We start from the raw sequence: 26,553 nt of genomic DNA on the forward strand, positions 1-26,553 counted from the left end.
CCGCTGACTTGCTCAAGCAGACAGTAAAGCTGGCGGCTATTAATCCGAATAAACATCTTCGTACATACTTTCGGTCGCCGGCATCGGACTTTCTTCCGCAAAAGTAACTGCATCCTCAATCGCTTGTTTAGCTGCTAAGCGAAGCTCTTCTGCTTCCTCTTCGGTAAAAATCCCCGCCGCTACAAATTTTTCACGCGCCAATTTGATCGGGTCGCGGTTCTTGCGCCAATCTTCTTCCTCTTCCTTCGTACGGTATTTCTTCGCGTCAGATTTTGAATGACCTTTCCAACGATAAGTCATCGCTTCGATCAATGTCGGACCTTCACCGCGCCGTGCTTTTTCGACGGCATCATAGGTTGTATTGATAACTTCAATAATGTCATTTCCTTCGATTGTAATGCCTTCGATTCCATACGCTTTCGCCCGTTCAGATAAACGTTCAACATTCATCATTGTTTTAAACGGTCCGCTCATCCCGTATTGATTGTTTTCAATAAAGAAGACTACCGGCAAGTCCCAAATAGAAGCCAAATTCAATGATTCATGGAAACTTCCCTCATTTGTAGAACCATCGCCTGCATACGCCAACGCCACTGTATCATTTTTCTTCAATTTTGAAGTCAACGCCGCGCCTGTTGCGATTGGAAATCCGCCGCCGACAATCCCGTTAGCGCCAAGGTTTCCTGTATCTAAATCGGCGATATGCATCGATCCGCCTTTACCATTGTTGGTTCCCGTCGTCCGGCCAAATAATTCCGCCATCATTTCGTTGATATTCGTTCCTTTAGCGATCGTTTGCCCATGCCCGCGGTGCGTCGCAGTGATCCAGTCCGTTTTTCTTAAGACCGCGCCGCTGCCTGCCGCCGTAGACTCTTGTCCTACTGCCAAGTGAGTCGTTCCGTGGATCAGACCCTTTGCAAATAATTGGTCGACTTTTTCATCAAAGTAACGAATTTCCCACATTCTGCGGTAAAGCTCTACCAAGTTTTCATCCGTCAAACCTGCTCGATTTGGAATCGAGATGTTTTTCGTTGCTGCCATCATTTATGCGCCTCCATTTTATTTATCTTCATCTAGTAACGTCTTCGCTGTCTCTTCATCAGTGATCAAAACATTGACTAATTTCCCATTTAACGCTGCCCGTATGCCACTGACTTTTTCTTTGCCGCCAGATACACCGATCCTTTTTGGGATCTGCTTCAACTCTTTCAAACTGATCGCCAAAACTCGATCATTCCATGTACAATCTGTTAGCTCGCCCTCCTCATCAATAAAGTTGTAACAAATATCTCCCGATACATTACCAGCAGATAATTCCTTTCTTAGTGGTACTTCTTCATTTGGCAAATATGCTTTTGTCATGGTGGAATAGGCTGGCAGCCCTCCGATCCCGACTAATGCGATATCTGCTTTTTTCCCTTTATCAAAAACGTTTTTAATAAACGACTGTGCCATAAAAACTTTTTTTGCCTCCGCAGAATCCACTGTAATCGGCGCGTGTAGTTCTAATACTGAGCCGCCGCTCTTGCGGGCAAAAATTTCACAGACCACGTTGGCTTGCAACGCTGTATGTTCTTGACCTAAACCGCCAACCAATGGAATAAATCGGATATTTTCCATTTGATTTTTCGGTAAAAAATTCTGAGCAGCCTCGTGAACTACCATCCCGGCGGAGACACCGATTGTTTCATCGCCTTTTAAAATCCGCGATAAGTATTTTCCAGCAGCGATACCGATACGTTTGTTCAACATTTCGGCTGCCGCAGGTGCGATACAGATCACCTCTGTCAACCCAAATTTCTCGATCAGCTTTTCCTCCAGCAAACGATAAGGATGAACTAAATCATCATGAATAATAATTTCTACTAACCCTAGAGAACGTGCCTTCGCCAAATATTTAGAGACCAGCGAGCGACTGATATTAAACTTTTTTGCGACTTCTGATTGTTTGGCTCCCTCTTCGTAATACATTGAAGCGATTTCTGTCAGTAATCGTGCGTCGTCGGAATAACTCATTTTTATTCCCTCCTAGTTTCTGCGAATGAACTTATTTAGTTCGCTGTTACCATATGTTCCTTTATTTAACATATGTCACACTGTCATCATAAGAGGCATCGCCCTAAGTGTCAACGCTTTCAGCAAATGATTTCATTCACAAGCCCATCTTTACAGAATGTTCCAACCACGCGATTCCCGTAACAAATATTACGCCGTTTCACATACTCTAAAATATCTCTTTGATTTACCCGCGAAAAAAATATCATAGTAAAAATCATTTATTATTGGGATCTTACTAACAGACCAATAAGGAGGATTTTCACTATGACGTTTCCAAGTTCTATACAATTTCTGTTAGAAGCCGGAGTATATCCAAATTTTATTTTGCGGCAATACTCTTTTTTCTCTACTCTTTAGTAGGACTTATCCTTGCAGAAACTCACAGTCTCTCCCTATTTCTTATACCCATCATAAGCAATTCCAGCCCCTGTTTAAAGGCATCCTTTTTTCATCATTAATCATGAAAGAACGAATCGAGCGATGCCTTTTTTTACATAGAGGATAAAATTTTGAGCAAGCATAAGGCCATTGATTTTTTCCCTCTGCACGAAGCAAAAGCATTCAATCAGTGGCTCTTATGCATTCTTAGATTTTCTCCATTAGCTGTTGGCAGCATGCATCCATGTTAAATTTCGTAATGAAGGGTGTCCCATCGATAATCGGCCGCTCCGTAGTAAATTGGGGCTGCCCAATGGCGACGATCGCTGAGATATCCTCAGCTACTTCCGTTACGTCATAGATACTTTCACCAACCACCGCGACCTCCACGTCATTGTCTCGCATAAACGTTTCAATATAATTCACCGCAAACTTCCGCTTGTTGTCTGAAGTTCCGGTAACGACTAAAATTTTCTTCATAGCTTCTCCTTTAATAAGTTCGTCCGCCATCCGCTAAAATAATCTGTCCATGAATATAAGAGCTTTCCGGGCCTGCTAAAAACAATGCGAGATTCGCTATGTCTTCTGGTTGACCGATTCGCCGCAGCGGAATTTTTTTCAATAATTCCTCACGACTCGCCTCATCTGGGTAAAGGGTATCTAATATATCGGTTTGAATGACCCGTGGAGCAATCGCGTTGACATTGATACCTCGCGGGCCAAATTCTTTCGAAGCCGCTCGCATCAGTCCGTGCTGCCCAGCTTTCGAAGAAGCATAATGCATACCGCCCCCCGTTCCAGTAATCGCTGAACCGGAAGTAATAAAGATGACCTTTCCTGCATTATCGGCAAAATGATCACAAAAAGCCTTTAACGCATAAAAGGAACCATCCAGGTTGATATGCAATACGCGCTGCCATTCCTCAATCGAAATCTCATCGATAGAATGCAAATAGCTGATTCCCGCGTTGATCACCAGAATATCCACTCGTTGAAACTTTTCTAAAACTTGTTCGCTTGCCCGCTTTAATGACTCCGGATCTGAAACATCTGTTTTAATGAAGACTGATTCTGAGAAATCAGCGGAAAGCTTCGCGGCCGTTTGTTTCCCACTTTTTTCGTCGAAATCTAAAATTACTGTATGAGCTCCTGCGATTGCAAATTTCTTCGCAATCGCTTTGCCGATCCCTTTAGCCGCACCAGTAACTACTGCAACTTTTCCTTTCATGGGTCTGCTCCTTTAACTCAAAATATCAACAATCTTTTGCACATCTTCTTCAATCCCAATTCCCGTCAAAAAAGATAGTGCGCGAATCACGGGAATATCATCACTTTCATACGCCGTTGTGGTCACAACCAAATCGGCACCATGAATTTTTGATGGCAGCTCGGCCACCTTGCACTGTTCCACTGTTGCTGGAATATTATTTTTTTCCAGTTCTTCTTTTACTCGCATGCAAACGACCGTTGATGTCGCCACACCTGTTCCGCAAGCAATCAAAATATGTTTTTTATTCATTCATCTCAGCTCCCTTGATTGTGTTGTCGGAATCACCTTTCCCGGTAGGCAATCCATATTGCTTTTTAATGTCATTCCGCGTCCAGAACCACAATGCGCCGTACATAACTAAAGCAATAGCTCCTGCCATAAAGGCCGGTAGATTCGATGGATCAATCAGTTTGAGCATGATCCATAACGTAATGTGGCTGCTCATGTCGATTCCTGAAATCATCGTTGCCCCTTCAGGAAAGGCGAAACCTACTGCATGAGCCATTGTTGTTGTCAGTGCCCCCAAATTCGTTGCGATGAAGAAAACAATACAAACGGATACAATCGAATTCAGCAAGCCTCTAAAAATATTGCCCTTCGATGCCGCTACTGACCAAATAACTGTAAACGGCAATACGGCTAAATCGGCAAATGGCAACAGACGGTTAAATGGTAGAATTGCTGCCAATAAAATCGTGATTGGTACCATCAGCAACGCTACCGTGATAATCGCTGGATGTGCCGTTACGACCGCCGCATCTAAACCAATGTACACCTCTTTTCCTGGGAAACGTTTTTGGATAAATGCTTTAGCGCCTTCGGCAATCGGAGATAACCCTTCCATCAATAACGCAACCATTCTCGGCATCAAGATCATGACCGCTGAGGTTTGAACCCCTAATTGAATAATTGCCTGAGAATCATAACCGGCCAGCAAGCCCATTCCGACCCCTAATACCAGCCCGATCATCATTGGCTCGCCAAAAATTCCCAATCGTTCCTTTAAATTCTTCGCATTAATATCGATTTTGTTGATACCTGGAACTTTATCCCAGACACGATTCAGCGCATAGGTCAGCGGCGCGAAGTTTACCGTCTCTCCATGCGGCAGCGAAATGCCCGGCAATCCAAAGAAGTGTTCTACTGCTGGCGCTGTCCAATCTGCCAGTTTGAAAATGACGAAGGTGTTGATCAAAGAACAAATGATGGCGATCCAAATCGAATTTGTCGCATAATAGATCATCGCTCCTGGAAAAATCAGATGCCAATAATTCCACAGATCCACGTCCATCGTTTTCGTTAAGTTAAATCGCAGCAAGATCATATTAAAAATAAAAATGACTGGAATCAAAATAACTGCGATCGGTGTTGCGAACGTAATTGCCGCTCCAATCGGCCAACCCACGTCTAAAATATCTAATTGCAAACCTAAGCGTTCAATCATTGCCTGAGAGGATGCCCCAATCGAATCCGAAAGCAAGCCAATCACTAGATTCAAACCAGTAAAACCGATCCCGACAGTTAAACCAGCTCGAAAAGATTTACTTAACTTTTGCCCTAAAACTAAACCAAAGACGGTCAAAATAATTGGCAGCATTGCCGCCGCACCTAGATCCAAGATATAATTTACCCCTGCTTTAAGTATATCTAACATAGTTTTTTCTCCTTTTTTTGTATGAATGAATTTCCCCAAAACGAGAAAATTCTCTTATGTCCATCTGTCTGACCTTCCTTTATGATCCCTAACATTTTTATTGCTGTCTCTCACGTTTTTCTGATCCTAATTTTTGGAACAAGAGGAACCGCCAACCTTTAATGTATGGTTTTCAGCAGCGCCTCCACCTCAACAACCTTCTCTTTTGATTTTAGTAACTGTAAATTTTTTTCATCCTGACACAAGAGCATCAATTTCTGCAGCATGACCAATTGATCCTCCGGCCGTTTAATTGCCAACATAAAAATAAGTTCGACATCAAGGAAAACATCCTTACTGGCCATCATCTCAAACGCAATCGGCCGTTCTAACACCCCCACTAAAAACCCTTCTTTTTTTACATGGATCGAATCCGTATGCGGGATCGCTACATGAATCCCTTGGGTCGGCAATCCCGTCGGAAAGACTCGTTCCCGCTCAATCACCGCATTTTTGTAGCTTTCGTGAACAAAACCCGCTTCAATCAGCACTTCGCTCATCTTAGCCAGCAGTGTTTCTTGCTCCTGTTCATCAAATGCATAATACAGAAATTTTTGATTTTCATTACTCAGTAGTTTATTCATAAGGAAACCCCATCACTTTATCTTCTAATTTTCTTAACTGAACCATTACCGCTTGTTCGGAACGACACTGATCCATTATTTCTAAAAAATTCTCCGTTGCTAAGATTTCAGTAAAATAATATAGACAGGTCCCGATCGAAACACCCTCCGGCAAAGAGAAAGCGATTACATATTTTACTGGATCATTTTTCTGATGATTGAAATTTATCGGCTGGGCTAAACGAACAAAACTAGCCCCGATCTTTTTTGCACCATGCGAAAATTCCGCATGTGGAATCGCCACTCCTGGTGAAATAACGATATACGAATCATTTTCGACGACCATTTGGATCATTCCTTGGATATATTCAGCTGTAATCAAATCATCCATCAGCAATAATTGTCCCGCCTCTTCAATTGCTGCTTGCCAATTCTCACAAGGCTGGTCCAATTTAATTCGTTCGACAGTCAAGATCGACGTCAAACGACTCACTTCTTGTGCCTCGACTGTTAAGCGCTCATTCAAGCGATTAAACGATTCGATATCGCTTAAAAAATTTTGATATTCGCCTTCATCGATATATTTCTGAATGATCGGCAAGAAATTTTCAATCATCGATTCTTCTTTAGTGATCAAGTATTCCTGATCAATGAAGTGGCGCGGCTTGATCTTGTACAACGCTTTTTGAATTCGCACAATATCTTGCTCTGTTAAGATCGGATTTACTAAAACCACCGGCGACTGATCAAACTTCAAAGGAACCGTGCTGACGATTAAATCTTGATCAGCTGGCCGCACCTTTTGCAGCGCGTGAGAGGAGTCAACAGAAATCACCGAGATCTGAGGAAACGCCGATAGTAGTTTCACTTTGATCAGTTGAGCGGTCCCGCTGCCTGAATTGCAAACAATTCGCAAGCGGACCTGACCTTTTGACTGGGTATTGCTTCTGTTTTCCAGAATGGCCATCGCGTACATGACGATAAAGGATAGCTCATTCGGTTGAATCTCAAGTCCCAAGCAGGCTTCGATCTCCCGCAAATTTCGTTTTACTATTTCAAACATTTCCGGATACGACTGATAAATTTCATCAAACAAAACATTGACGACACTGTCGTTTAAAGAAAGACGATAAATCAACAATTTCAAATGATTTTCCAACAGATCAAATAAATCGCTGTTCAAGTAATATTTGATATCCATCTCTTTCGCCAAGTTAAAAATAAACTCATTGATCAAGATTTGAATTTCGATGGAATCGATTTTGCGTCCATTATTTTTGATGTAGCTTTTTCTGCGTAAAATCGAGGTCAAGTAGCCTAATTCTCCTTCGGCGGCCTCAATAGAATAAGCTTCTTCAATTTTTTTGATGATCGTTTTAGCAAAGCTCGATTTTGAACTCTCCAGCATTTTATTTAAACTTTCAGAGAATTCAATATAGTGATTAAATTTGATTCGTTCGATCAAAATGATCAAGTAGCAGATCATCTCTTGATAAGAGAAATCAGATAATTGCAGGTTCTCTTCCTTTTCCGCCTCCATCAGCAGCTGGCTGACCATTTGATAACGATTGTCTGAATCAATAATGTCCAATAAGAGATTTTGAAAAATATTGTTTTCCCAGCCTAGAGCATAATCATAGCCGTAATCAAACAGCCCATTGAAAATGATTAGTTTCGTCATGGCCTTTCGAATCTTTATTTCATCGCCAGCGACTTTGTAGCCTTTTCCAATGTGGGACAACAGAATCAAATCATTTTTGGCAAACCATTTTTTTAATTCCTCGATATCACTGACTAGCGTATTGCGGCTAACTAAGAGGTATTCAGAGAGATAGTACGTTGTCACATAATCATGACTGGTGATCAGAAGCAAAGCTAGTATGGTTCGCCGTTCATCGAGAGTTAAATGATAGTGTTGAAATGATGCGTAGGTTTTGAATAACTCCTTTAAATCAACCTCCTCCGGTATTTGTAAACACCCATCTTCTAAATAGATTCCTCTATTGCCATTACTGCTTTCCAATTGAAAGTTGATTTCTTTGACGTCATTGCGAATCGTTTGTTCGGAGACCTTAAATAATTTTGCATAATTGGCCAATGAATCTTCTTTCTCATGCAAAATATCCAATAAAATTTTATTGATCCTTCTGTTCATCACTATCACCTCTACACATTTAATTGTATCTTGCCCCTATTATTTCACAAGACCAATCCTTTTTGTTCACTTCTCAAAAGAATTGTGCTAGTTAGCGAATAAGCTTCTATGCTACGCTTGGCATACTATAAAAGGTTCATTTTTAATAACACTTACATATATAACATTTGAGGAGGTCATTGCATTGGAAGCATTAAGAAAGATAGCAAGCGGTTTTGGTAACATGGAATTATGTGACATAAACAAGCCATTTCCTAAAAATGATGAAATAATAATTAAAGTAGTCTTCAGCGGGATTTGTGGATCAGACATTCATGCCTTAAAAGGAGAATATAACAAAAAAATACCCTTAACGCTTGGGCATGAGTTCATTGGTATAGTTTATGAGATAGGGGATAAAGTAACAAACTTCACGATCGGAGAGCGGGTTGTCAGTGAGACAACTTATGAAGTTTGTGAAAAATGCGTTCACTGTTTGGCACAAGAATTTAATTTATGCAGTCAGCGAAAAGGACTGGGTACGCAGGTAGATGGAAGCTTTGCGACTTTCGTTGCCGCTAAAGCTGCTCGCTGTCATAAACTACCAGACTCCATATCAAATGAGGTCGCCGCTTTAATCGAACCTCTCGCATGCTGTATTCATGCCGCGATGGAAAAAACTCATATTCAGCCTGATGAGAAAATCGCCGTATTCGGTCCTGGTCCTATCGGTGTCTTACTGGCGTTAGTCGCAAAATCATTAAAGGCAGATGTCACACTTATCGGCATCACTAAAGACGCTCATCGCTTGACCAAAGCAAAGGAACTGGGTATCTCTCAAGTTATTGATAGTCAAACAACTGATTGGTCCGCATTTCTCAGCGAGGCAACCAATCAATTAGGCTTTGATCAAGTCTTTGAATGCTCCGGCAGTCCGCAAGCTTTGCAGCAAGCGCTAGAGATCGTTAGGAAAAAAGGAACAGTCATTCAAGAAGGACTGTTCGCAAAAAATCCTGTGCCCGTCGACATGAGTTTGCTCCTAAACAAAGAGATCCAGCTCATCGGCTCGCGAACCCAAAAAACAAGTTCTTGGCTTAAAACAATTGACTGGCTGCAGACCTCCACGATCGATTTAGCTCCCGTGGTTACAAAAATTCTCCCTTTAGCTCAATGGGAGGAAGCCTTCAACTTGGCGATGAACGGCGACGAACTGAAAGTATTGCTGAAACCTGAATAAACACAAAGACCGCCTGCCAAAACTAGCAGACGGTCTTTGTGTAGTACTTCTAGTATTTAAATAAACAACTTACTGTTTGACCTGACCATAATCCTTAAATACTTCAACAGCTGTCCGGATCTGTTCGTCATTTAGTTTAGCGATATCGCCTCCATAGGAATGTGCGACATAAAGTGTTTTAGCGGCTTCTTCTAAATAGACAGCTGCATACAACGCCTCTTTTAAATTTTTGCCTATCGTCACAACCCCATGATTTTTCAACACGACCGCTAACTGATCACCAATATGGTCGACCACTGCATAGCCCATGTCGATACTAGCCGCCGAACTATACGGTGCTACATTGACCGGTCCTTTAGCTGTATTAGCAAGCGTAGTAACATCGCAATCGATCCGATCAACCACTAAGCCAATCCCCGTAGCATAGGGTTGATGCGTATGAATGACTGCATTAACTTCAGGCATCTGCTGAAAAATATAACGTATCGCGATCGTATCAACACTCGGACGACGCGCACCTTCGATGACCTTTCCATCACTATTCATTACGAGAACATCTGCTGGAACCATCTCTTCATACATCATGCCGCTAGGGGTAACCAATAATGTTTCCTGATCCACCCGCACACTGACATTTCCGCCGGATAAGGAAATCAATCCATAACGATCCAATTTGATTCCTGCGGCGATAATCTCTGTCTTTTCTTTTTCTAACATCAGCTGGCCTCTTTTTTCTTTTTGGCACGAGCGTTATACTCGGTATTCACTCTTCTAGCACGAGCCTTCAGTGACTCTGGATGCTTTTCATATTCCATATCCAGCAGTAAGCGAAACAGCTCGTGACCATCATTATAATTTTTCGTGTTCAACCAATAACGTCCTTTAAGCACTCCGCCGCCATTCATACGCAAAAACATTTTTCCTGCACTCGGGAACTCACGAATTTTAAAACTTTTCAGCTGCGTTAGGCTGTAAGCATCTCTACGGTTAAATGAACGTAAAGTCAGTGTGTCCCCATCCACATCGATTTCTTTCGGTGTGACTTTCGCTACAAGCGCGTTCCAAAAGCTGTAAAAAGCGACGATCCCAACAAGAAACATCAACGCTGGTATTCGATTGGTAATAATTGAGACAAGCGCTATGAGGAAAACAATCAATGAGACTACTCCTGTAACAGGGACATCTATAAAATACAATGTTTTATCGTACTCAAACCGTTTCATTTGTTCTTCCCCCTTTTCATACGAAAGAATTAAGCTGCTTCTCCTCCATCATGCAGCTGAGACGCTTCTTTTTTGATTCGATTACGGTTCCAGATCGCCATTGCCGCAGCAACAAACGCACCAACTCCAGTACCAATATATCCGAGGCCATTTAAGCGAACCAATGCCCAAGTCAGCGGGTTCGCACCGTCACAAATAGAAGAAATTTGCGATGCCCCCTCCGGCATTTGGAAATTCACGTTGTTCGCGGCCGTCGTGATCATCGGCGCTAAGTCTGTCGCGATCCATAGTCCGAAAACAAGAACGATCAATCCTACGATCAGGCCTCTAAAGCCATTCTCTTTTACGATTGGCGTGATCAGAACGAACATCCACGGAATAACAGCCAAATCAGCAAATGGCATCACTGTATTTCCCGGCAAGACAACCGCCAAGAAAATCAATAATGGAACTAAAATGAATGAGATTGCTAATGTTACTGGATGTCCAACCCCTACCGCAGAATCTAGGCCAATATATATTTTTCCGCGATTTTGGAATCTTCCTTGAATAAACTCGCTGGCAGCGTCACTAATCGGAATCAACCCTTCCATCAGCAAAGCAGCCATTTTAGGAATTAAGACTAAAACTGCTCCCAGTGAAATCCCTAGAGTCAATACTTCTGTCACGTCATACCCTGCGATAATCCCAATAATTATTCCCAAGAACGTTCCTACTAGAATCGGTTCGCCAAAAACACCAAAACGTCTTTGAACCGTATCCATATTAATATTGATATCTCTTACCCCTGGGATCATATCGATTAATTTATTAATCACCATCGCGATCGGCGCATAAGCTGTTGTAAACCCGTGGGGGAGTGAGACCCCCGGCAGATCCAGTGATTTTTCTACCTCTGGAGCGGTAACGTCTCCCAGAACCATAATGATGACCATGTTAACGACCGCCGCAATAATTCCCAACCATAGAGTATCGGTGATGATAGCTACCAAAGCTCCGGTAAAAGCAAAGTGCCAGTAATCCCAAATATCTACGTCCACTGTTTGCGTCGTATTCGTCAGCAGCATCACGATATTTACCAATAATCCTAACGGAATGATGATCAATCCAACCGTCGAACCCATCGCAATTGCTGCAGAAGCCGGCCATCCCACATCAATCGTTGATAAACTCAATCCATAGCGATCAACCATCGCTTGTACCGCTGGCGAGAGACTGGTTCCCAATAACGAGTTAATGACCAAGTTCAAGCCGATAAAACCGACCCCTACTGTTAACCCTGCTCGAAGACTTTTCCCGACACCTGTTCTGAAGGCACAACCAATGATAAAGATAACAATTGGCATTACAACGGAAACACCTAAACCCTGAATAAATTGAAACACTTTGATAATAGCATCCATGATTATTCCCCCTCATTCCTCGTACTATTTACAGCAGGCTACTTTTCCATCAGCTCTAAAATTCGATCGATCGTAGGCTTCGTGTTAACTCCTGTTAAGAAACATACGCCCGAAACAGACTCGCAATCTAAATCCTTAGGTATCACCGTCGTAGAAATCAAAAAGTCATAGTTCGATGCTTTGTTTGGTGTTTCTGAAATCTTGCATTGCGTAATTTTGTACTTCCCTTTATAACCGTTATCATCTAAAACCTTAGAGATTTTTCCGTTAACCGCCGTTGATGTTGCAATTCCTGAACCACATGCCAATAAAATATTTTTCATTTTTTCCACGTCCCTAGTTTAAATTCTGTTTCATTTTTTGCACGGCCTCCGTTGCCGTTTTCGCTTGAATAATTGCTAAGACCTTTTCGTCTTTTTGAAACATATCGATTAATGCCTGTAGAAAATCCAATTGTTTCTTAGGTTCTTTGATCGCCAGCATAAACATGATTTTTACCGGAACTAAAACTTCCGGCGAGCCCATCATTTCAAACATCACTGGATTCTTTAGAATACCGATCGCCATCGATTGCTTGAAAACGTACTCTGAATCTGTGTGGGGGATCGCAACCCCGATGTGCTCTAGCGGTAAGCCTGTCGCAAATTCTTTTTCTCGTTCTTGAATCGCTTGACTAAACTCTCCATTCACACATTTGTTTTTCTCAAGACAACCGGCTAATGCCGCCAATGCCGAAAAATTGTCCGGTTCATCCATTTCTAAATCTACTAAAAATTCATCTAAATACATATCGTCCCAAAAGTCAGCCACTTAGATTGCACTCCTTTCCCCCATCACTAATTCTAATAGCGTCTGTTTATCCGTTACTTGAATCAACTGCTCAACATTCTCCTCCCTCTCGATAAATTCAAGTAATCCCGTGATCTTACTCTTCGCAGCATCAATGTCCGTATCTGAAATGGCAAAAAATAGAATGACATTCACATTATTGATTCCCCAATTTATCTTCTTATCTAAGGTCATGATCCCGATCGAGGTTTGATTGACCTCGCTGGGATCCGCATGGGGAATAGCAACACTCACAGAAAAACTAGTATCCCCTAACTTTTCACGAACCCAAACTGACTCGCCAAAATTTTCTTTAGCGATCCCCAACGCCTGATATTTTTTGATCATGAAATTCAAACACTCTTGTTTGTTCTCCACATGCTGCTGAAGGAAAATAAGATCTGGATTGATCCATTGGTGTTCAACTTGTGATTTTTCTTTTGCTGTTGCGTAATACCGTTTGTAGTAGGTATGGACGATCCGGCTGATTTCTTCATCCTTGATCATCGGAGAAATATAAACGACATTCCGCGCCTTTAAATGCGGATCGGTAGTAACAACAACATCCCGAGAATTTAACGTTACCTGCTCAAATTCTTTGGTCGTTAACTGAATGACCTTATCTGTATGAGGGATGATTCGCCGAATTTTTGTATAGATCAAGTCGCTGGTGATCAACCCTCGAGACAGCACAACATAAATATTGCGGAAACTTACTCCATACTTGCGTTCTAATGAAACTTGGAAATAAATCACTAAAAAAGAAATCTCATCACCAGTAATTTCGATCGAAAAACGCTGCGCTAAACTACTCGTGGCATAACACATCATAGAATATAATAATAAATAGCGGTTTTTGATTTCTTCCATAAATGGATTCTTGATCAAGATATTGCGACGCAGACGATAAATCATCGGCACGATATGGCTCATTAACGAATCATGTAATTCTTGGTCCCTCGAAAAATCGATATTCAACAGATTCCCTAAGTCAGCCATCAATTCTTCTACTGCCTCTTGATAGCAGCCGCTGTAGCTTTTAGTTGATTTATAATATGGTTTTACATTCATGGCATACAACGTTTCCGATAGATGATAAATGTCAGGATACCAAAGTTCGATCGTACTATTAGCCGAAATAAAGGCACAAATTTCATATGTTTGAGTGTAGAGCGCCAGGTCTTCTAACTCACTTTTCTTCTTTTCTTTGATCGTCATATGACAGCCGTTTTCCGCTCGAGTAAGCAAACATAAAAAGGTAAGAAAAATTGCTGAAAAATATTTATTAGAAATATCGCTGTAAAACATATCCGAAAACCTCTCTAACGTCTCTTTGACTAACTGAATCAGCTTCTTCGGAAAGTAATTACTCAATTGGATAAGCAGCTCTTCATTATTGACGAACAAGGCGTCCGGAAACTTCGTTATCAAAAAATTTTGATAGGACTGCTGCACATCGACTTCGGTTCCTTTAAGAACGACATTTCGCTTGTTCTGACAAATCTTGACATCAAAATGACGGAGATAACGTTGCAGATAATCCAGATCCTTTTTTAGAGTCGAGTCCGAAATAAAAAATTCCTTTTCAAGTTCCTCTTGTAATTGGCCTGCTGGAGACATAAATAATTTACGAAACAACGCTTCTCTTCTGCCTAACACATCATAGGCATCTCCATCGCTCTCCAACGAAAGTTCACCGATTCTGCTAACGTTTTTTTCAGTTCCTACTAGCTTAATGCCATGACGCGGTACTTTGACAATCTCTATCTCTTTTTTGGTCAGTTCCTTATTTAAAAAATTGACGTCATTCAAAATTGTTCTTGTAGAGACCTCTAACTTCTCACTAAAATAATCCGTCGCTTTGTAATCGCTTTCAGAAAGAAGTAGGGACAATAGCTGGTTTCGCCGCCGCATACTTTTTTCCATCTTCACACCTCCTTTTTCAATTCAACATTATGAAGCTAGCTCACAAATGAATGATAGAATTTTTCTAACATAAAAGTTCCAATGATTTTCGTACGCATACCCTTCTACTACTCTTGCTAAAGTAAGATTAGTAGAACTGACAAAGTTGAACTGGCAACTTCACTATCTCTTATACTCATCATAGTAAATTTTCCTGATTGTTTAAAGGCATCCTTTTTTCATCATTAATCATGAAACTACTAATTAATAGTAACTATTCTTTTTTGAAAGTATTTATGAAATTATTCTATCTCAATAAACAAGCCTCCAATACATAAAAAAATTGCTGGTCAATAATGACCAGCAATTTTTCTTATATTCTATTTTTTCCACTGATCAACTTCTTTTTGATGATCTTTGATCCAATCTTTAGCTGCTTGAGAAGGATCGGTACCTTCATTAATAGCCAGCATGACACTTTCCATATCTTTTTGGTTCCAATTAAAGTTATCCAATACTTTGTATGCTTCCGGCTGATCTTTTTTCAACCCTTTGCGTGCCATCGTATGGATAGCTTCCTCTGTTCCCATGGCACCCTTTGGATCTTCCAAATATTTCAATCCATATTTAGCAAACATCCAATGCGGTGACCAACCGGTAATAACGATCGGCTCTTTCTTTTTGATTGCTTGACCAAGTGCTACTGTCATTGCTCCAGAAGATGACGTTGAAACTTTCCAATCTGCTAAGTTCGGATAAGCCTTCAAGGTATTTTCAGCAGCATTGACTACACCGGCACCAGGTTCGATCCCTGTGATCGTTTTGTTGGCTTGATCGGTTAGATCTTCGATGGAATTTACATCCATATAGTCCGGTACGACGATCCCAACTTTTGCGCCTTTCAAATTGACCCCAAGATCATCTACTTGATCTTTGTACTGAGCAAATTGCGACTTATGCGTATTCGGCAGCCAAGCAGCTACCATCGCATCAGACTCGCCTTTTGCAACAGATTCCCACATGATGGCATTGTCTAACGGCGTCATATTGACGTTGTAGCCCATCTCTTTTAGAATTTCACCGACTACGTGTGTTGAAGCGACTTCGGTATCCCATTCCACATAGGAAAGATTGATCGTTCCTTTGTTCTCTTCAGAGCTGCCGCCAAAACCAAATGAAGCGAGTAAAACCACTGCGGCGACAACACCGGCAGCAATCCCGATTTTTTTCTTTTTCGACTTCGGCATTTTTTCAGCCGCTTGTTGTTTCGGCTTGTTAATGTTTTGTGTAAAGCGGTCAATGATGATTGCTAAGATAACGAGCGCCAACCCGTTCACAAAACCATTCCCGACTTGTGCCCGCTGCAAGGCTGACAACACACCACGACCAAGACCAGGTGCACCAATCATTGATGCGATTACGACCATTGATAAGGCCAGCATCGTTGTTTGGTTAATCCCTGCTAAGATCGTACTTTTCGCTAACGGCAATTCCAGTTTAAAGAGTTTTTGCCGACCTGTTCCGCCAAATGAATCAGAGGCTTCCACCAACTCTTTTGGTATTTGGCGAATTCCAAGATTCGTAAAACGAACCGTTGGCGGCAACGCAAAAATTACTGATGCGAAAACACCCGGTACCATCCCGATACCAAAGAAGGCAACCGCAGGAATCAGGTACACGAAACCTGGCATCGTCTGCATAAAGTCCAAGATTGGTGTAATAATTTTCTTTGCTATCTCGCTTTTTGCCATTAAAATACCTAATGGTACTCCAATGATGATCGAAAGGACACTAGATAAAATTACTAGCGTAACAGTGCTCATTAGATCGAGCCACAATCCTTGATTGTAAATAAACAGTAACCCAATCAAGGTAAAGCTCGTCAATCCCCATTTTTTATTAGAAATGAAAAATGCGGCAACAGTTAAGACAAGAATGAATAATAATGGCGGAATCGATGCCATGAGATTAGTCATCCCATCCATCAAAAATTGGCCGCTGTGCTGCAAGACTGAGAATAATCCTGCAAAGGTTCCGGTCAGCCAATCAGTAAATCCTTCAACCCAATCTGCTACGGGTAATGCTTGCTGTAAAATATTAGACATGTGCTTTCACCTCTTCTGCTTCTGTATCTGCCAACGCCTCTAATACACTGCCGCGAATGACGACGCCGACTAAACGGTCGCCTTCTACTACAGCCAGCGGAGCAGGTGAATCAAAAATCAGATTGAAAATATCGGTGACCAGCATATCTTTAGGAATGCGGCGGACATTTTTATCAATGACTTCTTTCAGTGTTAAATTATTTTTACGAGCCTCTAACGCTTTATCCGCAGTCAGACTCCCTTTCAATTTACGTTTGCGGTCAACAGCTAAAAGCATGCTGACTTCTTCTTTACGCATCCGGTTCAAGGCCACACTCGGGCCATCAACTTCAATATTCGTAGTCAACGCTGGGACCATAATATTTTGTGCGGTCAAGACTTTCGAACGGTCAACGTCTTCGACAAAGTCTCGAACATATTGATTGGCTGGGTGCGTTAGAATCTCTTCACCTGTACCGATCTGCATGATTTGACCATCCTTCATCAAAGCAATCCGATCACCGATCCGCAAGGCTTCATTCAAATCATGAGTGATGAAGATAATCGTTTTTTGTACATTGGACTGCAAATCCAACAGTTCATCTTGCATCTCGCGGCGAATCAATGGATCTAATGCTGAGAATGCCTCATCCATCAATAATATTTCTGGATCATTGGCCAGTGCACGCGCCAAACCGACCCGCTGCTGCATCCCACCGGATAGTTGATTCGGATATTGATCCTTAAAGGTCAGTAATCCTGAGTTGTCTAATGCTTGTTCTGCTTTGGCTTGACGTTCCGCTTTCGGTACACCGCGCACTTCAAGACCATATTCTGTATTCTCTAAAATCGTACGATGAGGAAATAGTCCAAAGTTTTGGAAAACCATATTGATTTTATGGCGGCGCACTTCCCGCAGTGCTTCTTTATCCATTTGGGCAATATTTTCTCCATCAATATAAATCTCACCAGATGTTGGATCAATCAATCGATTTAATAAACGAATCATTGTAGATTTTCCGCTGCCGGAAAGTCCCATGATAACAAAAATTTCTCCTTCATTGACTTCAAAACTTGCATCATATACACCAACAGTTGCACCTGTTTGCTCTACAATTTCATTCTTGTCGCGATTCTCTTGAATCATCGCAAGGGCCTGTTGCTGTTTCTTACCAAATATTTTAGTCAGATGTTCTACCTTAACTTTACTCAAAAAATATCCTCCTCTTAAAAAAGTGACCATACAACCTTAACATCATGTGGTCACTTTTGTCAAAAAAGATGCTGAAAATTTTCAGTAAACAAAAAAAGAAAAGCCGCAGCTTCTCTTTTTTCGACATTTATTTATCTGGGTAAAACAAATGCTGCATTCGTTGTAATACTAGCTCGTTTCCGACGAAAAACAGAGTATCACCAGCACAAATTTTGGCATACGGTCCAGGAGACAGCAGCAATTCATTTTTTTGTTGAATAGCCACGATCGTTGCACCCGTCTCATGCCAAATATTCAAGTCATTGACCGTACTCTCTAAATGAACCGCCTCTTCGGTCAGCGTCAATTCATAAGGTACAAAAGGCGCAACGTTATGAACACGCTTCGTTTGAGCTAATAGCTGATTCAGCAGTACACTGACATTGTCCAATTCCTGCTTTTGTTTTTCAACACTGGCCTGAATCTCATTTTTGATTTCTTGAACAGTTTGCACATCTTGATATTTTTCAAAATAGACCTGCGCTTTTTCTCGCGAAAGTACATATGCTCCGCTGCCGTGCCGAACCTCCATAATACCTAGATCGACCAAAACATTGATCGCTTTACGGGCCGTCTCAGGGGAAACATTGAAGTTACTCGCTAAAGTAGAGCGTGCATGGATTTTTTCTCCTACCTGATAACGTTTGTCGGCAATTCGTTCAGCAATCTCTACCGCAACTTGCTGATAACGCGGAAGTAAGATCCGCTTCTTGTTTTCCCCTTCCATTTCGATCCCTCTTTTTCTGCAGAATTCTTTTCAAGCATAGCATATTTTTTTTAGAAAAGCTGTAATCATTGCAAGTCGCCGAAAATGAATTTGTTAGTGTTTTCGTGTTTAGAATTTGTTCATAGAGGAAATATTTTAATGGTTATTCTTCGCAAATCCTCCCAAAAAAAGCTACGCTAATTCAGATTATTTTTAAACGGTCATTTCCTTGACTCTGCTTTATCCAATTGTTTATTCACGCACGTTTTTAGGAATGATCGGCTTGATGAAAATCAAAATCAACAATATATAAATTAGGAGTGATTTTTTGCATTTTGTGATAGGTATTATTGGGTTGATAATTGTCTTAGTTTTAGGTTTCTTGATCAGCAGCGACCGGAAACACATTCGGTATTCTCCGATTGTGATCATGCTAGTATTGCAATTTCTATTGGGTTTCATTTTATTGCGTACAACGGTAGGCACAACCATCGTTGGCGGTTTGGCTGGCGTGTTCGACGCATTGTTGCGCTTTGCCGGTTCGGGTGTGGACTTTGTTTTTGGCGGTATTGCTAACAAAGAGAGCTTCCCATTTTTTCTGAACGTCTTGATGCCGATCGTCTTTATTTCCGCGATCATCGGAATCTTGCGTTACGTTAAAATTTTGCCGCTCTTCATGAAAGGTGTTGGTCTAGCTCTTAGCAAGATCAACGGGATGGGCAAGCTGGAGTCTTATAATGGGATTGCTTCAGCGATTCTGGGACAATCAGAAGTATTCATCTCCATTAAAAAGGAGCTGCCTACTTTGTCGGAACAACGTTTGACTTCCATGAGTATTTCAGCAATGTCCACCGTTTCCATGTCGATCGTTGGTTCCTATATGGCTTTGATCCAACCGCGATATGTAATTACTGCACTTGTACTGAACTTATTCGGCGGCTTCATCATTGCCTCAATCGTTAATCCTTACCACTTGGAAAATGATAACTTAGTGATCGAGGAAGATAAAGACCAGACCTTCTTCCAAATGTTGGGAGAGTATATCTTGGACGGGTTCCATGTTGCGGTCACTGTAGCCGCAATGCTGATCGGGTTTGTAGCATTGATTGCCATGATCAATTTTATTTTTGCTAAAATCACCGGTCTGACCTTCCAAGAAATTTTAGGTTATGTTTTCGCACCATTAGCCTTCATCACCGGTATTCCTTGGAAAGAGGCTGTTGATGCTGGAAGCTTGATGGCTACCAAACTAGTAACCAACGAATTTGTTGCTATGACTGAATTGGCTAAAGGCGGCTGGGATTTCTCAGCTCGAACAACAGCGATTCTCTCTGTTTTCTTAGTTTCTTTTGCAAACTTCTCTTCCATTGGAATTATCTCTGGTGCAATGAAAGGTCTAAACGAAGAAAAAGGCAATCTAGTTGCCAAACATGGCTTAAAAATCTTATTAAGCGCGAGTCTAGTCAGCTTTCTAAGTGCAATCATCACAGGTTTGATTTTTTAACATAAAAGGACCGCACAACTGTGCGATCCTTTTTAAATTGATTTCAATCGAATAAAATACCCTTCATTAGACTCATGCACCTGCTCAATTTGATGATAATGAGGGACAAAATCTTGTTCTGATACTTCTAATAGGGTGACTTCTTTTCCATAGCCTGGGACGCCGACAACTAAATTTTTGGTATTTAGATGCAGCTGCATAACTTTGTGCAGCTGTCCCGAAATCTCCAGCAATGTTCGGCTGTCCTTATTTTGATGCCAAGAATGTTCTTGAAACAAACGTAAGCCATTCCGCAAAATAGTATTTTGAACAGTCGTTTGTCGAATAACTTTTTTCCACATAAACTCTATGCGGCCTTTTCATCCACAGTAACAGTGACTCTGACACCTAAAGTACGACCTTCTTCGATCAGCTGTTCAGCGATTTCTGATGAACAATTCAAATAGAACACCAAAGCCGTATAATCTTTTGCGAAATTTTTTAAGAATTGCCGACCTTCTTCTAGCACGGCATCTTCAGTCAGACTTTCATAAAAAATAACCTGCTTGTTGCGTAAAAAAGTTTGCGGAAGCTGCTTTTCCACACCAACAACTGCTATTTTCTCTCCTTGATAATTTCGTTTCATATGTTCCCAAACCCTCTGTGTTGTATTCGCTTTCTTTTCAAGAATAAACAATTTATTATCTTCCTTTCAAATTTAAATTGTCATATGCAGGAAATAGCCCTGCGGCTGGCAAATCATACAAGACCATCACCTCCCATTCTTTCAAAAAAATAACAAATAGTAGAACATCCATCATAACAGCTTACCTATTTTAAAGCAAATAGAAAAAGACTTTCAAGTTTTTAATAACTTGAAAGTCCCTTAGCGCTATAGTTGTTCATCTTCCACAACTTCATATTCATATGGTGAACCTTCATAAAAAAATTGAGTTGAAACGGTCGCCTCATTGTCCATTGCGATCAACTCTTTACGAAACGGGAATCTGACTGCATGCCCTTTAATCGTATCTCCACCGGGTAAAATGTACGATAGTTTATCATCCGGTGTTGGTTTATTCAATTGCTCCATTACTTCATCGATCACTTGCTGCTGATCGATCGTTGCTGCCTTTGCGACTTTTTTATAATCTTCTAAAAATGCTGACTGTCCTTCAAAATAAATCATATCCATTTTCTTCACCCTTTCAACTTAACTGTACCATCTACAGCCATTTTCCAAAAACAACTCGCTTATTCTGTCAGATCCAAGTGTCCAGCTTCTGTTTGAAATACTGGCCAACTCCCAGTGAGTTCTACACGAATCAAAGTCAACTCAGGATATTCTTGAATCGCCATAATTAAAGAATCGAGTAATTTGTTTTGCAGAGCTAAATGCTCCTGCGGCGATAAGATCTTGTCTTGATCCAGTATTTCACGATAGGCTCGATTTTCTTGAACGATTTTGTGAAATGCCGATTTGAAGGCTCGTTCAACTTTTCGTGCGAATTTCATCTCATTATTTGTTGTATAAGCCACTTGTCCTTTTTCTACTGAAAAAGTCGCATAAATCAGCGGCACAGTAGAGACCGGCTTAACTGGCGACACATAATAAAAGGCCTCTTCTAAAATATCCAATGAGATTGTTAGTTTCATTATTTTGCCTTCTTCCTACTAATGAATATATTTTCTCAAAAGTCGAAAACTCCTTCTATGGTTCAATCAGAATTCTCTTTCCATGTTTGATTATAGCATTGACCGACAAAATTTTACTTTGGTTTATCTCAAACAAAAAAAGCTGTCAAAAATCGACAGCTTTAGATCATCACCGTCATCGCAGCCGCTGCTAGAATCAGCAACAAACCAACGATCGTAATGGTCATTTCTTTTTTAGTTTTCTTTTGACCTAAGAACCAGATACCCGTTAAGGTTGCCAAAACTACTGAAGTTTGAGACAGGATAAAACCAGTGGCTAAACCGTTCATATCCGGTTGTGCAGAGATCAAGTAAGTCAACGCAGCAAAAGCGAAAAAGAAACCAGAAAAAATATGTTTATAAGAAACAGGTTCTGCAAGAGCCGATTTCTCTTTATCTTTCACACTTAAAATTACTGAATAAACCAGCGCAACTATAAGCATGCCAATCGCTTGAGGCAGAAATGCGTGCATTCCATCAATGCTGGTTGCCTGCGGTGCAGCTGAATACGCCCAATAACCGATCTCACCAACAGCTAGTAAAAGCACCGCTTTTTTTAGGATACTTGCTTTTTCTTTGGTTTTTTCTTCTGTCCAAACCGTCATCCATGCTCCTAAAATAATTAATACTAAGGCTAAACCACCCAATAATTTGGCATTCATCCCCGGCCAATCACCTAGCGCAAAAACACCCCATAACGAGGCACCCAGCAATTGGAACGCCGTCGTTATCGGCATTGCTCGAGATGAACCAATCAATGTGAATGATTGAAAGGTAATGATTTGAGCAATCGCCCAGCCTACTCCAGAAAGAATCGAAAAGACTAAATCCATTCCTGTTGGAAGACCCATTCCGTTGAACACGGCAAAAACTAATGCAAAGATCAAGGTGCCTAAAGTCGAGCCTAAGATTTGATTTACTGGACGGCCGCCAATTTTTGATGCGATGGTTGGGTATAGTCCCCAACCAAGTAACGGTCCTAATCCAATCAAGATCGCTGTTGTATTCATATTATTTCCTCCTCGTAAAAATGCTTAAAATACGACGCCGCTCTCCAATAAAATATTGGCATAAGGGGTCATTTCGCCTGTCCGGATGAATGCTCGACTATCGTGCAGAGCCGACTTCATCTCGCTATGAGGAAGAAATGTCACTGGGGTTTCAGGTAATCGTTCTTGAATCTTTGTCAGCATTTCAGGGTTTTCCGTGTTGATTTCTTCTGCTAAATAAATCCGTTGAACAGCTAGTTCTTCTAACACATTATTCAAAACATCCATGAAACTCGGAATACCATTATCGACTGCTAAATCAATTTTTTCAGTTGTCATTGGCACTGGCATACCGGCATCGCCAATACTTAATTGATCAAAGTGACCCATTTGTGCGATTACGCGAGAAATATCTGAGTTGATGACTTTACTTTTTTTCATGCTAAAAATCCTTTCATTACTTCAATTCGTTTTTGTATGGAATAGATGGTTGAGCACCAAATCGTTGTACCGTAAGAGAAGACGCTTTGTTTCCATATTCGATGGCTTGTTCTAAGTTGCTGAAATCCTTCGCTAGGATACTGCTCATCGCACCGATAAACGTATCTCCCGCAGCAGTTGTATCCACCGCGTTTACTTTGAATGCCGGTATGATTCCGCTTCGACCGTTCACATCATAGAAGGCCCCTTTACTGCCGATCGTAATGATTACCGCTTCGATTCCTAATTGATGCAGATGATCTGACGCAGTTTTTAGACTTGCTTCATCCGTGACTTTGATCCCAGTTAAAATTTCTGTTTCGGTTTCATTCGGAATAATCATATCCGTAACTTTTAACAAGTCTTCTGGCACTTCTTCTAATGCTGGAGCTGGATTTAAAATCGTTTTTACACCGGCTTGTCGGGCGATGGTAAAAGCTTCGATCGTACTTTCTAAAGTGCTTTCAAATTGCGCAATAACAAAATCGCTGGCTTTGATCAATTCAGCATGCTCTTTTACTTGTTGCGGTGTGAAAGCGTTGTTGGCACCTGAATGAATCATGATGCTGTTTTCGCCTTGATCGTCAACAATGATGTAGGCTTGTCCTGTGGCTTGCTTTTCTAACGTTTGCACACCAGATAAGTCGATGCCTTCTTCTGATAAAAGTTCACGCATCATATCACCAGCGGCATCATTTCCGACTGCTCCAATAAAATTGGTGACTGTTTCAGAACGTTTCGCTGCAACGGCCTGATTCGCACCCTTACCTCCGCCAGCAGAGAAGATCTCCTTCGTGTGCATCGTTTCACCTGGTTTTGGCATTTGCTTCACCCGAATCGTGCGATCAAGGTTGATACTCCCAATGATTGTAATCGTATTCATTTTATTCACTCCATTCATAGTTGTCAGATTCGTTCATTTGATTTAAGTTAAAACGTTTTATTAAAACGTTTTAACTCGACACCAAAAATATAGCACAGCTTGAAAGCTATTTCAAGCGTGCAGTTGAAAATCGTTTGATCAATTGAACCGGCAGAGTCTTTTCTTCCCAATTTTTCTCAGGTTGCTCTACTCTTTCTAATAATAAATTCGCTGTCGTTTGGCCCAATTCATAGATTGGTTGTGCGATCGTCGTCAATTGCGGTGTGACATATTCACACATATCAATATTATCGTAACCAATCACGCTGTAATCCTGCGGAATTCTTTTCTCTACATCCGCTAATCCAAGATACAAACCAAAAGCTAATTCATCATTAATGGCAAAAATCGCAGTTACATCTGCCTTAACTATTTCTTTGGCTGCTTGACGCCCTCCATCTTTGGACAGCTCCGCATGAACCAATACAGCATTGGGATAAATCTTTTGAAAACCAGTCAGACGCGTCTGAATATTCTCTGTCGCATTTTCCGGTAAAACGACCGCTACTTTTTGATGCCCTAATTGATTCAGATGCTCACCAGCCAGTTTCCCGCCCGAAAGGTCATCGGTCAAAACAGCATCGCTATACCCTTCTGCCTTCTTTTGATCCAATACGATATAAGGAAGGTTCTTTTTCCGTAAACTGTCATTGATAGCTTGATTGGAGATCGCAGAACTAGCGATGATATAGCCGTCAACTCCTCGGCGGCTCAACTCTTCTAAATAATCGGTCTCTTTTTTCGTATCCAGATCAGCATTGCATAACATCGTTACAAAATTTTCGCGATACAAAACACCTTCGATTCCACGAACCAACGTGCTAAAAAAGGGATTCGTGATATCAGGTACTAGCACGCCAATCGTCTTGCTTTTTTTCATGACCATCCGGCGGGCAAAATAGTCCGGCTCATAGTTCAATGCAGCCTTAGCCGCCAGCACCTTCTCGACTGTTTTCGGACTGAATTTCTGCTCATTGCCGTTTAAAATTTGGGAGACCGTGGCGATCGAAACCCCAGATTGTTTAGCAACATCCTTAATAGTAATTTTCTTATTTTTCATCTGATCTCTCCTGCTTCAAACTCTGCTACATTTTCTCATGAATGACTTGCCCTGTAAATACACCAGCTGGCGAACTTGCTATGAACTAAATTTTTTTTTATACTGCTTAAGGGTACGTTCGTAGGATAGCGTTTTGCCGGCTAGCCCTTTTCAGTTACCTAATAGGTTTAATTGGAATAGATAGTTAAAGGCATACGGCTTAAAAATAAATTCCTTACTATAAAAAAAGGAGTAACAAAATGAACAAAACAACAAAAATTATTTTAGGAATCGTCCTAGTTTTAGTTATTGTACTGATTGCGGCAGGAAATTATTTCTATTCTTATGCCGTCGTTCCGGCAAAAAAAGATTTTCTGGCAGATGGCTCGGCAAAAAAATCAACCGAATTGATTACTGCCGAAAGCTGGTTCAACAATAAAGACAATCGCAGCGACTGGAAACTTACATCAGACGACGGCTTGAAATTATCAGCTTATTATCTGCCGGCAGAAAAAAATCAACATAAAACGGCTATCCTCGCACATGGCTACATGGGACAGGCTTCTGATATGCCTCAATATGCAAAAATATATCACGACCTTGGCTACAATGTCTTGATGCCGGACGCTCGCGGTCACGGAAAAAGTGAAGGAGACTATATCGGTTTTGGCTGGCCTGAACGAAAAGACTATCTGCAATGGATTGATCGCATCATCGAAAAAGATTCTCAAGCTGAAATCGTCCTTCACGGTGTCAGTATGGGGGGAGCAACCGTTATGATGACTAGCGGTGAAAAATTGCCGGACAATGTCAAAGCCTTTGTCGAAGATTGCGGCTACAGCTCAGCCAAAGGGGAATTGAATTACCAATTAAAAGAAATGTTCAATCTGCCATCATTTCCATTGATTCCTGTCACTAGTCTGGTAACAAAAGTTCGCGCAGGATACTTTTTTGGTGAGGCCGATGCTATCAAACAGCTAAATAAAAACCATCGTCCAATGTTGTTTATTCATGGTGACAAAGATGATTTCGTGCCTTATTCAATGTTGGACGAAGTTTATAACGCAACTAAAGGACCGAAAGAAAAGTATGTGGTCCACGGTGCCAAACATGCCGAAGCACTAAGTAAAGACCCTGACATGTATCAGAAAAAGGTTACTGAATTTGTACAGAAATATGTCCACTAATCTTTTTAGTTAACTACTATACAA

Annotated in this window: 28 protein-coding genes; 3 read left to right on the plus strand and 25 right to left on the minus strand. The window is 41.2% G+C overall.

Annotated elements, in window-relative coordinates; all coding sequences use genetic code 11:
* Nucleotides 1–39: 39 nt before the first annotated feature.
* From I585_RS09245 to I585_RS09280, 8 genes are all read right to left on the minus strand, one after another.
* Complete coding sequence (locus I585_RS09245) at nucleotides 40–1,044, minus strand: thiamine pyrophosphate-dependent dehydrogenase E1 component subunit alpha (protein WP_010742637.1); 1,005 nt, start codon at nucleotides 1,042–1,044, stop codon at nucleotides 40–42.
* Nucleotides 1,045–1,059: 15 nt separating this feature from the next.
* A complete protein-coding gene (locus I585_RS09250) occupies nucleotides 1,060–2,016 on the minus strand; it encodes a sugar-binding transcriptional regulator (protein WP_010742636.1) in 957 nt (318 codons plus the stop codon).
* 627 nt (nucleotides 2,017–2,643) lie between these two features.
* Nucleotides 2,644–2,916 carry a PTS sugar transporter subunit IIB gene (locus tag I585_RS09255; protein WP_010742635.1) on the minus strand — a complete coding sequence of 91 codons (273 nt, stop codon included), beginning with the start codon at nucleotides 2,914–2,916 and terminating at the stop codon, nucleotides 2,644–2,646.
* A 10-nt stretch (nucleotides 2,917–2,926) separates the two neighbouring features.
* On the minus strand, nucleotides 2,927–3,664 hold the full coding sequence (locus I585_RS09260) for an SDR family NAD(P)-dependent oxidoreductase (RefSeq protein WP_010742634.1): 738 nt from the start codon (nucleotides 3,662–3,664) through the stop codon (nucleotides 2,927–2,929).
* 12 nt (nucleotides 3,665–3,676) lie between these two features.
* Nucleotides 3,677–3,955, minus strand: a complete 279-nt coding sequence (locus I585_RS09265) for a PTS sugar transporter subunit IIB (RefSeq protein WP_010742633.1) — start codon at nucleotides 3,953–3,955, stop codon at nucleotides 3,677–3,679.
* Entirely contained in the window at nucleotides 3,948–5,360 is a 1,413-nt protein-coding gene (locus tag I585_RS09270) for a PTS galactitol transporter subunit IIC (protein WP_010742632.1), read from the minus strand. Before I585_RS09270 ends, I585_RS09265 begins: the two co-directional genes overlap by 8 nt.
* A gap of 158 nt (nucleotides 5,361–5,518) precedes the next feature.
* The gene (locus I585_RS09275) at nucleotides 5,519–5,983 is read right to left on the minus strand and encodes a PTS sugar transporter subunit IIA (protein ID WP_010742631.1); all 465 of its coding nucleotides are present in this window, start codon (nucleotides 5,981–5,983) and stop codon (nucleotides 5,519–5,521) included.
* On the minus strand, nucleotides 5,976–8,117 hold the full coding sequence (locus I585_RS09280; RefSeq protein ID WP_010742630.1) for a BglG family transcription antiterminator: 2,142 nt from the start codon (nucleotides 8,115–8,117) through the stop codon (nucleotides 5,976–5,978). Before I585_RS09280 ends, I585_RS09275 begins: the two co-directional genes overlap by 8 nt.
* A gap of 184 nt (nucleotides 8,118–8,301) precedes the next feature.
* On the opposite strand from I585_RS09280, the gene I585_RS09285 reads away from it, so the two are divergent.
* A complete protein-coding gene (locus tag I585_RS09285; RefSeq protein ID WP_010742629.1) occupies nucleotides 8,302–9,333 on the plus strand; it encodes a zinc-binding dehydrogenase in 1,032 nt (343 codons plus the stop codon).
* 69 nt (nucleotides 9,334–9,402) lie between these two features.
* Here the strand turns inward: I585_RS09285 and I585_RS09290 are convergent, their stop codons facing one another.
* The 9 genes from I585_RS09290 to I585_RS09330 form a co-directional block, all read right to left on the minus strand.
* The gene (locus I585_RS09290) at nucleotides 9,403–10,050 is read right to left on the minus strand and encodes a class II aldolase/adducin family protein (RefSeq protein ID WP_010742628.1); all 648 of its coding nucleotides are present in this window, start codon (nucleotides 10,048–10,050) and stop codon (nucleotides 9,403–9,405) included.
* Nucleotides 10,050–10,556, minus strand: coding sequence for a hypothetical protein (locus tag I585_RS09295; RefSeq protein ID WP_010742627.1), 507 nt, complete (start codon nucleotides 10,554–10,556; stop codon nucleotides 10,050–10,052). Before I585_RS09295 ends, I585_RS09290 begins: the two co-directional genes overlap by 1 nt.
* Nucleotides 10,557–10,585: 29 nt before the next feature.
* Entirely contained in the window at nucleotides 10,586–11,959 is a 1,374-nt protein-coding gene (locus tag I585_RS09300; protein WP_010742626.1) for a PTS galactitol transporter subunit IIC, read from the minus strand.
* A gap of 38 nt (nucleotides 11,960–11,997) precedes the next feature.
* Nucleotides 11,998–12,282, minus strand: coding sequence for a PTS sugar transporter subunit IIB (locus I585_RS09305; RefSeq protein ID WP_010742625.1), 285 nt, complete (start codon nucleotides 12,280–12,282; stop codon nucleotides 11,998–12,000).
* Between the two features lie 13 nt (nucleotides 12,283–12,295).
* On the minus strand, nucleotides 12,296–12,769 hold the full coding sequence (locus I585_RS09310) for a PTS sugar transporter subunit IIA (protein ID WP_010742624.1): 474 nt from the start codon (nucleotides 12,767–12,769) through the stop codon (nucleotides 12,296–12,298).
* Nucleotides 12,770–14,713, minus strand: a complete 1,944-nt coding sequence (locus tag I585_RS09315; protein WP_010742623.1) for a BglG family transcription antiterminator — start codon at nucleotides 14,711–14,713, stop codon at nucleotides 12,770–12,772.
* A 359-nt stretch (nucleotides 14,714–15,072) separates the two neighbouring features.
* Entirely contained in the window at nucleotides 15,073–16,797 is a 1,725-nt protein-coding gene (locus I585_RS09320; protein WP_010742622.1) for an ABC transporter permease/substrate binding protein, read from the minus strand.
* Nucleotides 16,790–17,989 (minus strand): quaternary amine ABC transporter ATP-binding protein, encoded by a 1,200-nt coding sequence (locus I585_RS09325; RefSeq protein WP_010742621.1) that lies wholly within the window; start codon nucleotides 17,987–17,989, stop codon nucleotides 16,790–16,792. The genes I585_RS09320 and I585_RS09325 overlap by 8 nt, the downstream gene beginning before the upstream one ends.
* Nucleotides 17,990–18,116: 127 nt before the next feature.
* Nucleotides 18,117–18,755: a GntR family transcriptional regulator gene (locus I585_RS09330; protein WP_010742620.1), complete on the minus strand. Its 639-nt coding sequence runs from the start codon at nucleotides 18,753–18,755 to the stop codon at nucleotides 18,117–18,119.
* A 307-nt stretch (nucleotides 18,756–19,062) separates the two neighbouring features.
* On the opposite strand from I585_RS09330, the gene I585_RS09335 reads away from it, so the two are divergent.
* A complete protein-coding gene (locus tag I585_RS09335; RefSeq protein ID WP_010742619.1) occupies nucleotides 19,063–20,238 on the plus strand; it encodes a NupC/NupG family nucleoside CNT transporter in 1,176 nt (391 codons plus the stop codon).
* Between the two features lie 32 nt (nucleotides 20,239–20,270).
* Here I585_RS09335 and I585_RS09340 read toward each other — a convergent pair whose 3' ends face one another.
* The 8 genes from I585_RS09340 to rbsR form a co-directional block, all read right to left on the minus strand.
* Nucleotides 20,271–20,579: a hypothetical protein gene (locus I585_RS09340; protein ID WP_010742618.1), complete on the minus strand. Its 309-nt coding sequence runs from the start codon at nucleotides 20,577–20,579 to the stop codon at nucleotides 20,271–20,273.
* Between the two features lie 5 nt (nucleotides 20,580–20,584).
* On the minus strand, nucleotides 20,585–20,863 hold the full coding sequence (locus I585_RS09345; protein ID WP_232089390.1) for a type 1 periplasmic-binding domain-containing protein: 279 nt from the start codon (nucleotides 20,861–20,863) through the stop codon (nucleotides 20,585–20,587).
* A 246-nt stretch (nucleotides 20,864–21,109) separates the two neighbouring features.
* A complete protein-coding gene (locus tag I585_RS09350) occupies nucleotides 21,110–21,412 on the minus strand; it encodes a DUF5960 family protein (RefSeq protein ID WP_010742615.1) in 303 nt (100 codons plus the stop codon).
* Nucleotides 21,413–21,471: 59 nt separating this feature from the next.
* Entirely contained in the window at nucleotides 21,472–21,873 is a 402-nt protein-coding gene (locus I585_RS09355) for a hypothetical protein (protein ID WP_010742614.1), read from the minus strand.
* A 161-nt stretch (nucleotides 21,874–22,034) separates the two neighbouring features.
* A complete protein-coding gene (gene rbsU / locus I585_RS09360) occupies nucleotides 22,035–22,922 on the minus strand; it encodes a ribose/proton symporter RbsU (RefSeq protein ID WP_010742613.1) in 888 nt (295 codons plus the stop codon).
* A gap of 24 nt (nucleotides 22,923–22,946) precedes the next feature.
* Nucleotides 22,947–23,342, minus strand: a complete 396-nt coding sequence (gene rbsD, locus I585_RS09365; RefSeq protein WP_010742612.1) for a D-ribose pyranase — start codon at nucleotides 23,340–23,342, stop codon at nucleotides 22,947–22,949.
* A gap of 16 nt (nucleotides 23,343–23,358) precedes the next feature.
* Nucleotides 23,359–24,264 carry a ribokinase gene (gene rbsK / locus I585_RS09370; RefSeq protein ID WP_010742611.1) on the minus strand — a complete coding sequence of 302 codons (906 nt, stop codon included), beginning with the start codon at nucleotides 24,262–24,264 and terminating at the stop codon, nucleotides 23,359–23,361.
* Nucleotides 24,265–24,370: 106 nt separating this feature from the next.
* Nucleotides 24,371–25,363, minus strand: coding sequence for a ribose utilization transcriptional repressor RbsR (gene rbsR / locus I585_RS09375; RefSeq protein ID WP_010742610.1), 993 nt, complete (start codon nucleotides 25,361–25,363; stop codon nucleotides 24,371–24,373).
* Between the two features lie 239 nt (nucleotides 25,364–25,602).
* On the opposite strand from rbsR, the gene I585_RS09380 reads away from it, so the two are divergent.
* Nucleotides 25,603–26,529 carry an alpha/beta hydrolase gene (locus tag I585_RS09380; RefSeq protein ID WP_010742609.1) on the plus strand — a complete coding sequence of 309 codons (927 nt, stop codon included), beginning with the start codon at nucleotides 25,603–25,605 and terminating at the stop codon, nucleotides 26,527–26,529.
* Nucleotides 26,530–26,553: the final 24 nt, after the last annotated feature.

The organism is Enterococcus malodoratus ATCC 43197 (assembly GCF_000407185.1).
Classification (GTDB): Bacteria; Bacillota; Bacilli; order Lactobacillales; family Enterococcaceae; genus Enterococcus_A; species Enterococcus_A malodoratus.

What these genes read in the sequence shown, in the direction of transcription:
- I585_RS09270 (WP_010742632.1), bottom strand. Translation starts at nt 5,360, where the DNA reads ATGTTAGATATACTTAAAGCAGGGGTAAATTATATCTTGGATCTAGGT.
- I585_RS09245 (WP_010742637.1), bottom strand. Translation starts at nt 1,044, where the DNA reads ATGATGGCAGCAACGAAAAACATCTCGATTCCAAATCGAGCAGGTTTG.
- I585_RS09295 (WP_010742627.1), bottom strand. Translation starts at nt 10,556, where the DNA reads ATGAAACGGTTTGAGTACGATAAAACATTGTATTTTATAGATGTCCCT.
- I585_RS09340 (WP_010742618.1), bottom strand. Translation starts at nt 20,579, where the DNA reads ATGTGGAAAAAAGTTATTCGACAAACGACTGTTCAAAATACTATTTTG.
- I585_RS09330 (WP_010742620.1), bottom strand. Translation starts at nt 18,755, where the DNA reads ATGGAAGGGGAAAACAAGAAGCGGATCTTACTTCCGCGTTATCAGCAA.
- rbsK (WP_010742611.1), bottom strand. Translation starts at nt 24,264, where the DNA reads ATGAATACGATTACAATCATTGGGAGTATCAACCTTGATCGCACGATT.
- I585_RS09355 (WP_010742614.1), bottom strand. Translation starts at nt 21,873, where the DNA reads ATGAAACTAACAATCTCATTGGATATTTTAGAAGAGGCCTTTTATTAT.
- I585_RS09345 (WP_232089390.1), bottom strand. Translation starts at nt 20,863, where the DNA reads ATGAAACGAAATTATCAAGGAGAGAAAATAGCAGTTGTTGGTGTGGAA.
- I585_RS09275 (WP_010742631.1), bottom strand. Translation starts at nt 5,983, where the DNA reads ATGAATAAACTACTGAGTAATGAAAATCAAAAATTTCTGTATTATGCA.
- I585_RS09260 (WP_010742634.1), bottom strand. Translation starts at nt 3,664, where the DNA reads ATGAAAGGAAAAGTTGCAGTAGTTACTGGTGCGGCTAAAGGGATCGGC.
- I585_RS09290 (WP_010742628.1), bottom strand. Translation starts at nt 10,050, where the DNA reads ATGTTAGAAAAAGAAAAGACAGAGATTATCGCCGCAGGAATCAAATTG.
- rbsD (WP_010742612.1), bottom strand. Translation starts at nt 23,342, where the DNA reads ATGAAAAAAAGTAAAGTCATCAACTCAGATATTTCTCGCGTAATCGCA.
- I585_RS09315 (WP_010742623.1), bottom strand. Translation starts at nt 14,713, where the DNA reads ATGGAAAAAAGTATGCGGCGGCGAAACCAGCTATTGTCCCTACTTCTT.
- rbsR (WP_010742610.1), bottom strand. Translation starts at nt 25,363, where the DNA reads ATGAAAAATAAGAAAATTACTATTAAGGATGTTGCTAAACAATCTGGG.
- I585_RS09265 (WP_010742633.1), bottom strand. Translation starts at nt 3,955, where the DNA reads ATGAATAAAAAACATATTTTGATTGCTTGCGGAACAGGTGTGGCGACA.
- I585_RS09250 (WP_010742636.1), bottom strand. Translation starts at nt 2,016, where the DNA reads ATGAGTTATTCCGACGACGCACGATTACTGACAGAAATCGCTTCAATG.
- I585_RS09280 (WP_010742630.1), bottom strand. Translation starts at nt 8,117, where the DNA reads ATGAACAGAAGGATCAATAAAATTTTATTGGATATTTTGCATGAGAAA.
- I585_RS09320 (WP_010742622.1), bottom strand. Translation starts at nt 16,797, where the DNA reads ATGTCTAATATTTTACAGCAAGCATTACCCGTAGCAGATTGGGTTGAA.
- I585_RS09350 (WP_010742615.1), bottom strand. Translation starts at nt 21,412, where the DNA reads ATGGATATGATTTATTTTGAAGGACAGTCAGCATTTTTAGAAGATTAT.
- I585_RS09255 (WP_010742635.1), bottom strand. Translation starts at nt 2,916, where the DNA reads ATGAAGAAAATTTTAGTCGTTACCGGAACTTCAGACAACAAGCGGAAG.
- I585_RS09380 (WP_010742609.1), top strand. Translation starts at nt 25,603, where the DNA reads ATGAACAAAACAACAAAAATTATTTTAGGAATCGTCCTAGTTTTAGTT.
- rbsU (WP_010742613.1), bottom strand. Translation starts at nt 22,922, where the DNA reads ATGAATACAACAGCGATCTTGATTGGATTAGGACCGTTACTTGGTTGG.
- I585_RS09300 (WP_010742626.1), bottom strand. Translation starts at nt 11,959, where the DNA reads ATGGATGCTATTATCAAAGTGTTTCAATTTATTCAGGGTTTAGGTGTT.
- I585_RS09305 (WP_010742625.1), bottom strand. Translation starts at nt 12,282, where the DNA reads ATGAAAAATATTTTATTGGCATGTGGTTCAGGAATTGCAACATCAACG.